This is a genomic window from Klebsiella sp. 28 (genome assembly GCF_018223905.1).
GTDB lineage: Bacteria > Pseudomonadota > Gammaproteobacteria > Enterobacterales > Enterobacteriaceae > Klebsiella > Klebsiella pneumoniae.
Map to the genome: position 1 here is coordinate 22,232 of NZ_JAGRQY010000049.1, position 10,609 is coordinate 32,840.

Annotated in this window: 10 protein-coding genes; 4 read left to right on the top strand and 6 right to left on the bottom strand. The window is 57.4% G+C overall.

Going from position 1 to position 10,609, the window contains the following annotated elements:
- Positions 1–103 precede the first annotated feature (103 nt).
- Positions 104–1,921 (top strand): maltodextrin glucosidase, encoded by a 1,818-nt coding sequence (gene malZ / locus KHQ28_RS08945; protein WP_032419355.1) that lies wholly within the window; start codon positions 104–106, stop codon positions 1,919–1,921.
- Here malZ and KHQ28_RS08950 read toward each other — a convergent pair.
- On the bottom strand, positions 1,918–2,820 hold the full coding sequence (locus KHQ28_RS08950; RefSeq protein ID WP_002890353.1) for a LysR substrate-binding domain-containing protein: 903 nt from the start codon (positions 2,818–2,820) through the stop codon (positions 1,918–1,920). The two genes, malZ and KHQ28_RS08950, sit on opposite strands and share 4 nt — an antisense overlap.
- A gap of 266 nt (positions 2,821–3,086) precedes the next feature.
- Here KHQ28_RS08950 and KHQ28_RS08955 point away from each other — a divergent pair, with 266 nt between their 5' ends.
- From KHQ28_RS08955 to KHQ28_RS08965, 3 genes are all read left to right on the top strand, one after another.
- Positions 3,087–3,728 (top strand): hydrolase, encoded by a 642-nt coding sequence (locus KHQ28_RS08955; protein ID WP_002890357.1) that lies wholly within the window; start codon positions 3,087–3,089, stop codon positions 3,726–3,728.
- A gap of 186 nt (positions 3,729–3,914) precedes the next feature.
- Positions 3,915–4,460 carry an antibiotic biosynthesis monooxygenase gene (locus KHQ28_RS08960; RefSeq protein ID WP_002890365.1) on the top strand — a complete coding sequence of 182 codons (546 nt, stop codon included), beginning with the start codon at positions 3,915–3,917 and terminating at the stop codon, positions 4,458–4,460.
- A gap of 24 nt (positions 4,461–4,484) precedes the next feature.
- Complete coding sequence (locus KHQ28_RS08965) at positions 4,485–6,353, top strand: amidohydrolase (protein WP_023286084.1); 1,869 nt, start codon at positions 4,485–4,487, stop codon at positions 6,351–6,353.
- Positions 6,354–6,411: 58 nt separating this feature from the next.
- Here KHQ28_RS08965 and fba read toward each other — a convergent pair whose 3' ends face one another.
- From fba to KHQ28_RS08990, 5 genes are all read right to left on the bottom strand, one after another.
- Positions 6,412–7,266, bottom strand: a complete 855-nt coding sequence (gene fba / locus KHQ28_RS08970; protein WP_004218830.1) for a class II fructose-1,6-bisphosphate aldolase — start codon at positions 7,264–7,266, stop codon at positions 6,412–6,414.
- A gap of 35 nt (positions 7,267–7,301) precedes the next feature.
- Positions 7,302–8,264 carry a carbohydrate kinase family protein gene (locus KHQ28_RS08975; protein WP_002890372.1) on the bottom strand — a complete coding sequence of 321 codons (963 nt, stop codon included), beginning with the start codon at positions 8,262–8,264 and terminating at the stop codon, positions 7,302–7,304.
- Between the two features lie 65 nt (positions 8,265–8,329).
- Positions 8,330–9,721: a PTS ascorbate transporter subunit IIC gene (locus tag KHQ28_RS08980; protein WP_004151345.1), complete on the bottom strand. Its 1,392-nt coding sequence runs from the start codon at positions 9,719–9,721 to the stop codon at positions 8,330–8,332.
- Between the two features lie 20 nt (positions 9,722–9,741).
- Complete coding sequence (locus tag KHQ28_RS08985; protein ID WP_002890376.1) at positions 9,742–10,029, bottom strand: PTS sugar transporter subunit IIB; 288 nt, start codon at positions 10,027–10,029, stop codon at positions 9,742–9,744.
- 5 nt (positions 10,030–10,034) lie between these two features.
- Positions 10,035–10,469 carry a PTS sugar transporter subunit IIA gene (locus tag KHQ28_RS08990; protein WP_211777591.1) on the bottom strand — a complete coding sequence of 145 codons (435 nt, stop codon included), beginning with the start codon at positions 10,467–10,469 and terminating at the stop codon, positions 10,035–10,037.
- Positions 10,470–10,609 lie beyond the last annotated feature (140 nt).

A 10,609-nucleotide genomic window follows, 5' to 3' on the forward strand; every position in this document is an offset into this window, starting at 1 on the left:
CGCGTCCTCCCCCGTTATCCTCCCCCAAAAAGTTCTGAGATGATGAGTTCTGCGCCCGGCGGCTATGGCAAGGTGTGCCCATTCTGCACAATGAGGATTCACGATGTTGAAGGCATGGCACCTTCCGGTTGCACCCTTTATCAAGGTGCAACAGGACCGACTGTTTATTACTCTGTGGTTAAGCGGTGAGTCGCTGCCGCAGCGGATCACGCTGCGCGCGGAAGAGGATAACGAAGAGCTGTCGCTGCCGATGCAGCGGCTCCGCCAGGCGCCACAGCCAGGCGTGGTGGCATGGCGCGGCGAAATCTCTCTCGCCAGCGGCCAGCCGCGCCGCCGCTACAGCTTTAAGCTGCTGTGGGCCGACCATCAGCGCTGGTTTACGCCACAAGGCTTCACCCGATTCCCGCCGGCCAGACTGGAGCAGTTCGCCATTGACCTGCCGGACGCCGGCCCGCAGTGGGTGGCCGATCAGGTGTTCTATCAAATTTTCCCCGATCGCTTTGCCCGCAGCGCCGCGCGTGACGCCGACCAGGATGCGGTCTATTACCATCACGCGGCGGGACGGGAGATTGTGCGCAAGGCGTGGGACGACCCGCTTACCGGCGAGGCGGGCGGGTCGACGTTCTACGGCGGGGATCTCGACGGCATCAGCGAAAAAATTCCCTACCTGAAGCAGCTCGGCGTAACCGCTCTGTATCTGAACCCGGTTTTCGCCGCCCCCAGCGTGCATAAATACGATACCGAGGATTATCGGCGCGTCGATCCGCAGTTTGGCGGCGACGCGGCGCTGCTCCGGCTGCGCCACAACACCCAGCGGGCGGGAATGCGCATGATCCTCGACGGCGTGTTCAACCATACCGGCGATTCCCATCCCTGGTTCGACCGTCACCAGCAGGGCAGCGGCGGCGCCGGCCACGATCTGGACTCCCCGTGGCGCGACTGGTTTACCTTCTCAGAGGAGGGGCAGGCGCACAACTGGCTGGGTTATGCCAGTCTGCCGAAGCTCGACTATCGGTCGACCAGCCTGGTCAACGAGATCTATGCCGGTGAAGACAGTATCGTACGCCACTGGCTGAAGGCGCCATGGAGCATGGACGGCTGGCGTCTGGACGTGGTGCATATGCTGGGCGAAGGCGGCGGGGCGCGGAATAACCTGCAGCATATCGCCGGCATTACCCAGGCAGCGAAGCAAGCGCAGCCGGAAGCTTTTGTCTTTGGCGAACATTTTGGCGACGCGCGCCAGTGGCTGCAGGCGGATGCCGAAGACGCGGCGATGAACTATCGCGGCTTCACCTTCCCGATCTGGGGATTCCTCGCCAATACCGATATTTCTTACGATCCGCAGAAAATAGACGCCCAGACCTGTATGGCGTGGATGGATAATTATCGCGCCGGGCTGTCGCATCAGCAGCAGCTGCGGATGTTCAACCAGCTCGACAGCCATGATACGGCGCGTTTTAAATCTCTTCTTGGCAAAGACGTAGCGCGCCTGCCGCTGGCGGTGGTGTGGCTGTTCAGCTGGCCGGGGGTACCGTGCATCTACTATGGCGACGAGGTGGGCGTGGATGGCAATAACGATCCGTTCTGCCGCAAACCGTTCCCGTGGGATCCGGCGCTGCAGGATACCCAGCTGCTGGCGCTGTATCAGCGGATGGCGAAACTGCGTAAGGCCCACCAGGCGCTGCGCTATGGCGGCTGTCAGGTGATTTACGCCGAGGATAACGTGGTGGTGTTTGTCCGCGTCTACAAACAGCAGCGGGTGCTGGTGGCGATTAACCGCGGGGAAGCCTGCGAGGTGGTTATTGAAGATTCCCCGCTGCTGAACGTGGCCGGGTGGACGCTGCAGGAGGGCGCCGGCGCCTTCCAGGACGGGGTGCTGACCCTCCCGGCCATCTCCGCCAACGTCTGGTCCGGCCGTTAATGGTAGAGCTGGCTCAGCAGGTCGCCGCGGAGGAGCGCCTCCCGCCACCAGCGCTGAGCCAGCCCATCATTCCCGCTGCGCCAGGCCATATAGGTAATATCCTTTTCCCGCCAGCAGGCGACGCTTTTCTCCACCAGACTGCCTTTTACCAGCCACGGGCGAGCGATATGGCGCGGCAGAAAGCCGCAGCCCAGCCCGGCGCACAATAGTTCGACTTTACTGGCGAAATCATCGACGCCGATTTGCGGCTGCTCGTCGAGGAGATTGCTGTTGAGCGGATGGCAATAGCGGGCGCTGTCGCGGATCACGATGGCCCGATGCTGGCTGAGCTGTTTATTGGCCAGTGGCTCCTTCGCCTGAGCCAGCGGGTGATGGGGGGCGACGACGAAGATGTTATCCAACGCGCCGAGGGTTTGCCATGACCACTCCGCGGAGGTGGGCGGCTCATTGATGGCGCCGAGGATAATATCCGCCCCATGATGGGTCAGCTCTTCCCACGAACCGGCGAGGGTGTGATGGCTGAAGTTCAGTCGCGTCTGTGGGTTTTGCGCGTAAAACTCGGCGATCAGCGGCAGCAGGGCCGAAAAGGGAAATGAGGCGTCAAGGGCGATGGCTAGCTCTCGCTCCCAGCCCGCGCTCAGCTGCTGGGCCTGCTTTTCCAGATCTCTGGCGGCACTTAAAAGCTGTCGCCCCTTCTCCAGCATCAGCCGGCCGGTATCGGTAAATTTTGCCCGATGGCCGGAACGATCCAACAGCACGATGTTCAGATCGCTCTCCAGTTTCTGGATCATATAGCTCAGAGCAGCGGGGGTTTTATACAGCGACTCGGCGGCGGTGGCGAAGGATCCGTGGCGGTCAAGGGCATCAAGGATCATCAAAACATCAAAGTTTACGCGCATATGAAGCTATCCATTAATTTGTTTTCTCTGTTGTACCTAAGCGCAATAATCAAAGCCAGTGAATAAATCAGAACAGTTTGGCGTAAAAATTTGATTAAAACAGGCGTGAATAAATCCTGGTCGCGGCAAAAAATATAAACCATAAAAAATCCTTAATAACTTGTTAGAAATAACTGGCTATACTCACCATGCTTTATCAGTCAGGATCCACACGACGCATTAACCATCATGTCATCTTTTTAACTAATTGATTGAGAAGGTATTTAATGTCTATTCGTGAACTGCTCGATCCCACTAATTCCGCGCTTATCTTTATTGACCATCAGCCGCAAATGTCCTTTGGCGTGGCGAATATCGATCGCCAGACCCTGAAAAATAACACCGTGGCGCTGGCGAAAGCGGGCAAAATTTTTAATGTACCGGTGATTTATACCTCCGTAGAGACCAAAAGCTTTAGCGGCTATATCTGGCCGGAATTATTGGCCGTGCATCCTGACGTCAAGCCGATTGAACGTACCTCCATGAACTCCTGGGAAGACGATGCGTTTGTGGCAGCGGTGAAAGCGACCGGCCGTAAAAAGCTGGTGATCTCCGCTCTGTGGACCGAAGTCTGCCTGACCTTCCCGGCGTTGATGGCGCTGGAGGCGGGCTACGAGGTCTATGTAGTGACGGATACCTCCGGCGGCACCTCTGTCGACGCCCATGAGCGGTCTATTGACCGGATGGTGCAGGCGGGGGCGGTGCCGGTGACCTGGCAGCAGGTGCTGCTGGAGTACCAGCGCGACTGGTCGCGCAAAGCGACCTACGATGCGGTAATGGACCTGGTGCGCGAACACAGCGGCGCCTACGGGATGGGCGTGGATTACGCTTATACCATGGTGCATGGCGCGCCGGAGCGTAAAGCGTAAATCACTCCATCCTTCAGGCTGCTGCGTTGTTGGCTGCGTTTGTCCGTCCCCAGCTACTGAATTTATTCAAGTTCACGGGGACGTGCCCGCCTGCCGCTTCAACGCAGCATGAAGGATGTTGTGTCAGATCATTTATGGAGAGTGGCAGGAGAAAACCGGCCATTTCCCTGAAGCAAGGAACTCGTCATGGCGCAGCAAAAATCGGTGACCCTGGTTATCAGCCATCTGCTCGATCCGCAACACAGCCAGCGCTACGAAGAGTGGCTCGGTAAAATTATGCCCATTGCGGCAGAATTTCCCGGCCATCTTGGGGCGAATGTGATCCGGCCCGCCGCAGGGCAGAATCTGTGGAGCGTCATAATCCGCTTCGATACCCTGGAGCACCTCTACGCCTGGACGCAGTCGGAAACCCGTCGGCAACTGGTGGCTGAGATTGCCCCACTGCTGACGGAAGGCGATCGGACTGAGGTGCGGACTGAACCGGCCTTCTGGTTTACCCCGCCGACGGTGAACGTACGCCAGCCGCGGCGCTGGAAACAGTTTCTGATCACCCTGCTGGTGATTTTCCCCAGCACCAACCTGGTGCCTGCGGTGACCGGCATGCTGCTGCCGTCGCTTAAGGGGAGCCTGCTGCTGCACCTCATCAATGATGCCTGCGTGGTTGCGCTGGTGGTCTGGTTCTGGATGCCCATCGTGACCCGCCTGTTTGCTGGCTGGTTGAAGAAAAACTGAGTCAGCCTCCTCAAGGAGTGCGTTATGTCGCAAACTGCCACACTGATTCTGACCCACGGTCAGATTCATACCCTCGATCGTGCGAATCCCCTGGCGGAAGCTGTAGCCATCGCCGACGGAAAAATTGTTGCCACCGGAAGTCACGATCGGATCATGAGCTTTGCCGCCGAGGGGACGCAAATCGTCGATCTCAAAGGGCATACGGTGATCCCGGGCCTCAACGATTCTCACCTGCACCTGATCCGCGGTGGGTTGAACTACAACCTTGAGCTCCGCTGGGAGGGCGTTCCCTCGCTGGCGGATGCCCTGCGAATGCTGAAGGATCAGGCGGATCGCACGCCGTCCCCGCAGTGGGTGCGGGTGGTCGGCGGCTGGAGCGAATTTCAGTTCGCCGAGCGGCGGATGCCGACCCTGGAAGAGCTGAACGAGGCGGCGCCTGATACGCCGGTGTTTGTGCTCCATCTCTACGATCGCGCGCTGTTGAACCGTGCGGCGCTGAAAGCCGTGGGGTATAGCAAAGAGACGCCGGATCCGGCGGGCGGCGAGATCGTCCGCGATAGCCACGGCAACCCGACCGGGATGCTGATCGCCAAACCGAACGCCATGATCCTTTACGCTACGCTGGCCAAGGGGCCGAAGCTGCCGCTGGATCTGCAGGTGAACTCCACCCGTCAATTTATGCGCGAGCTGAACCGACTGGGGCTGACCAGCGCCATCGACGCCGGCGGCGGCTTCCAGAACTATCCGGAAGATTACGAAATTATCGAACAGCTGCACGCGAAAGATCAGATGACCGTGCGCATCGCCTACAACCTGTTTACTCAGCGGCCGAAGCAGGAGCTGGAGGATTTCGAACGCTGGACCGACATGCTGAAGCCGGGGCAGGGGACTGACTTCTATCGCGCCAACGGCGCCGGCGAGATGCTGGTATTTTCGGCGGCGGATTTTGAAGATTTCCTGCAGCCGCGGCCGGATCTGCCGCAAGGCATGGAGGATGAGCTGGAGCGGGTGGTACGCCATCTGGTGGAGCATCGCTGGCCGTTCCGCCTGCATGCCACCTACGATGAGTCCATCAGCCGGATGCTGGACGTGTTTGAGAAGGTGAACCGCGATATCCCGTTTAATGGCCTGCACTGGTTCTTCGATCATGCCGAGACCATTACCGAGCGTAACATTGAGCGGGTGAAGGCGCTGGGGGGCGGTATTGCGGTGCAGCATCGGATGGCCTTCCAGGGCGAATATTTTGTCGATCGCTACGGCAAAGAGGCGGTGAAACATACCCCGCCGGTAGCAAAGATGCTGGCGCTGGACGTGCCGGTGGGGCTGGGCACCGATGCGACCCGCGTCGCCAGCTATAACCCATGGACCGCGCTGTACTGGCTGGTCTCCGGGCGCACCGTTGGCGGGATGGCGATGTATGACGACGCCAACCGCCTGCCGCGCGATGTCGCGCTGGAGCTGTGGACGGCGGGCAGCGCCTGGTTCTCCAGCGAGCAGGGCAAGAAAGGCCGTCTGGCCGCCGGTCAGCTTGCCGATCTGGTGGTGCTGTCGAAAGACTACTTCAGCGTCGCGGAAGAGGAGATCAAAGGCATTGAGTCGGTGCTGACGGTGGTTGACGGCAAAGTGGTCTATGCCGCCGGTCACTTCTCGCCGCTGGCGCCGCCGCCGATCCCGGTGCTGCCGGAGTGGTCGCCGGTGGTGAAGGTCCCGGGCCATTACCGTTCCGCTCCGCCGGCGACGGCTAAAATCGGCGCCATGGTGCAGATGCACCAGTGCTGCGGTAGCTGTGGCGTCCACGGCCATCAGCATGATATTGCGCGTAAGTCGTCGATTCCGGTCTCTGACGAGCAGGCCTTCTGGGGCGTGCTGGGCTGTTCCTGCTTTGCTTTTTGATACCTGAAACCACCGCCCCGGCAGCGTCGGGGCGGTGGTTTCAGCCGCAGGCCCGGCGTCAATAGCGCTGCTCTGAGCCAAAGAGCGCCATGCGGCGGGCAATCATCTCGCGTACCGGCTGCAGTCCCTGGGCGATGACTTTCCGCGGATCGTTCACATCGTGCCCGGTGTCGGCGGCGAAAATTGCTTTCACCTGTTGGCACCAGGCGTACATATTTTCGGTATTAACGTTAATCTTGGCGGTGCCGCAGGCAATCGCCCGGCGCATATCCTCATCGGCAATACCGGTGCCGCCATGCAGCACCAGCGGAACCTTCACCTGCTCGGCAATGGCTTTCATCTCGGTAAATCCCAGCCGGGCTTTACCTTTATACAGACCATGGGTGGAGCCCAGCGCGGCGGCGAGGCAATCCACTTGGGTTTCTGTCACCAGGGTGTAGCACTCCTGGGGATCGGCGTAGATGACTTCGGAATTGACAATGCCGTCTTCACTGCCGGCGATGGTCCCCAGTTCGGCCTCCACAGAGATACCTTTGCTGTGGGCCAGCGTCACCAGGTGGCGGGTAATGGCCAGGTTTTCCCTGAACGGCAGATGTGAGCCATCAAACATAATGGAACTGAAGCCGGCGGCGATCGCCGCTTCGCAGGCCTCCCGGGAGGTGCCATGATCCAGATGCAGCGCCACCGGAACATCAATATGCAAATACTCCATGGCGTTAACCACAATGTCATGAATACATTTTAACCCGAGCATATGCTTAACCGTGCCGCCGGACACCCCCAAAATAACCGGTGAGCGGCACTGCTGGGCGGTGCTTAATACGGCGCCGACCCATTCCAGATTATTAATGTTGAACTGACCGACGGCGTAGCCGTCCCGCAGGGCATGCTGAAGCATGTCCTTCATCGACACTAACATATTCACCTCTTGATATTTATTAAATGCAGTTATTCTTCAAAATATTGCGTTAAGTTTCTCTCGTAGCTATTTAACGAGTGGTGGACGACCGCCAGGTCAGGCATCGATTCCCGAACCCCTTTTTTCTCAATAGAAATGGCGGCGGTCAGGCTGGCAAATAAAATAATGTTATCGATATGCCATGAGTAATGGACGCCATAGGTGAAGGCGCCGTGAAATACATCCCCGGCGCCGGTGGTATCAACGGCATTGCACAGCCAGGACGGGACGATCTGCAGCATACCGCTTTTTAAAAAAGCGCAGCCTTTTTCGCCAAGGGTAATAAATGCTTCACCGCGGCAAATTTTATTCAACTCAATCAGGGCCGCTTTAATTTCTGCTTCGGTGCTCAGCGAGCGATAGCTCATATAATCGCGGGCGAAATGTTCGCTCACTACAAAATAGTCAGTCCAGGCCGCCAGTTTAATATTGCTGGCGCGCAGTGACCCGCCGTCCATCACGACCCTGGCGTTGGGCAGTTTCTTAATTAAATATTCACTGATTTCCGCCTCATGGCCGTCAATTAAAATGGTGACCGGCTCCTCGCTGGCAATCAGTCGCTCGGCGAGGTCGTCCAGTTTGAGCTTTTGCTCGTAGGTCAGGGAAGGCGGCGTTTGCATCTTGCGGGTAATAATCGTCCGCGAACCCGTTAAGCGATTGACCAGCACCGAGGCCAGCGGGGTGATCATGTCATCGGAGAAAACCACCTGGCTGGTATCCACCCCCGCCTCGGCAAACTCATCGATAATGCGCTGACCGTAAAGGTCCTGCTGCAGATGACCAATGTAATAAACCTCCTCGCCCCATAATCCCAGCAGCCAGGCCGCATTGGCCGCCGGACCGCCGCCGCTTTCAATAAAATCATGACAAAAGTTTTTGGTATTCTCCTGGGGCCATTCATTGAGAAAGAAAAACTGATCGAAACAAGCAAATCCAATGGACAAAATAGCCATAACCACTCCTGATTATTTGTCAGCGGCGGAAAGCGTGGCCCTCCCGCCGGGAAAAATGACCTCGCTTATTCATTTTTCTGCTTCGCCGTCAGCTCCTCATAGCTGAGCGTGTTGCCCACCACCTGGACGTGACGGAAGCAGAAAGGCGCCAGCAGCGCGACGAGCAGCGCCAGACAAATTAGATAGATAGTGATCTGACCAAACTGGGTGAACGCATTCCCGATAATGATGCCCCATACCGCGAAGTCGAAATCGGCGAAGGTGCTGTTTTCAAACCCGAGGTTGCCGAGCGCCGGCAGCAGCATCGCCGGCAGGAAGGCGAGGAAGATCCCGCCGATAAAGGAGGCGATGATACATCCGCGCTTACCGCCCAGTTTGTCGGCGAAGACGCCGGACGTGCCGCCGCAGAAGAAGTGCGGCACCATGCCGGGAATAATCAGCGCCATGCCCAGCCCGCCGAGCAAGAGCATCCCGACCAGCCCGCCCACAAAGGAGCTGATGAATCCCACTACCACCGCGGTGGGGCTAAAGGTGAAGAACACCGCGCAGTCAACGGCCGGGATGGAGTCCGGGATCAGCTTCTGGCTGATGCCCTGGAACGCCGGCACCAGATCGCCGAGGATCAGCCGCACGCCGTTATAGACAATGGCTACGCCAACGGCGAACTGCAGACCGGTCAGCACCGAGAAGATCAGCATGTTTTGGTCGGTGATGGTGCTCAGGTACGCCGACCCGGCGACAGCGCTGCAGACAAAGTAGATAACAAACATCACGATACCGGTGGTGACCGTGGTATCGCGCAGAAAGCCCCACTTTTCTGAAATTTCGGTATCGGCGAAGGAATTTGCCGGATTGCCGGTCCGGCTGGCGATCCATGCCGAGAGGTAGTAGCCGAGAGAGCCGAAATGGCCCATGGCGATCCCGCCGTCTTCGGTTACCTGCCTGGTGTAACGCTGACCGATGGCCGGGGAGATGGCCGACCATGAGCCCAACAGGAATCCACCGATCAGGATCAACATCCAGCCCTGGAACTCCGCCGCCTGCAGAACGGCGGAGAACAGGCAGGCGAGAAAGAACGAATGATGGCCGGTCAGAAAGATATATTTATACTTGGTACAGCGGGCGATAATCAGGTTGAAAATAAAGCCTAACAGTAAAATACTCATGGTTTCCACGCCCAGCATCTTCTGGGCGACGGAGACAATGGCTTCATTGTTCGGAATAACGCCGCGGATATTAAATCCGGCCTCGATAATACCGCCCAGCGGATTGAGATTGGCAACGATAACGCCTGCCCCAGCGCTCAACATCAAATAGCCTAAAATCGGCTTCAATGTGCCGGTAAGCAGTTTATTGCCAGGGGAGCGCAGCGCCACTAAACCAACAAAGGCGATAAGCCCCATTAAAAAGGCGGGTTGACTGAATATTTCCGTTAAGAAACTAAGAATAGCCTGCATGGTCGTTCCCTCTATGCTGATTAAGAGTGAGTCGCAGCAATTTTCATCAGCGCGTCGGTAATATCCTCGGCGATCTTCGCTTTATGGACGTAGCTGCGAATGATGGCGACATGACAGTGGGCCGGAAATTGATTTGCCAGTTCTTTTATCGTGACGTAAAGGTCGGCTTTTTCCCCGACGGCGTTAGCAAAATCGACCGAGGCGACGTCCGCTTTGATGCCTAATTCGTCACAGATCTTTTTCACATTATTCGCAGCCATCAATGAGCTGCCAATACCGTTACCACAAACCGTTCTGATAACTAACATAATGACTACTCCATTTGTTTTTGAATGAAATGTAAGACTGAATTAACGTCATTTTCCTGCTGAAGAAAGGTCACAATATCTGACTCGATCAGCGAGGCTATCAGTTGGATCATTTTGATATGACTGTCAGCATCGGCGCCGGCGATCGCGATGACCACGGAAACCGGATCGAACTCATCGTGGCCGAAGGAGATTGGCGTGGCGGTGGTGACAAGTGAGAACCCGGTCTGTAATGCCCCTTTTTCCGGGCGGGCATGCGGCATGGCAATCCCGTCATCTATCACGATGGCGGCGCCAAAATCTTCATATACCGTCAGCATCTCGTTGACATATTCGGCGCTGCAAATCTGGCGCCTGGCAAGTAATGAACCCGCCAGTTCGATGGCTTCTTCCGCACGGGAAATATTCTGCTTAAGGGCGATTAACGACTTGTCACCAATCCTTTCCCTCCTCCTCTCCTTCCCTTCTTCCTTTTCCTTCTTTCCCTCCTTCCCCCCTCCCTTTCTTCCCCTTCTTTCTTCTCTCCCCTCCTCTTTTTTCCCTCTTTCTTTTTCTCCCCTCTCCTTCCCCTTCCCTTCCT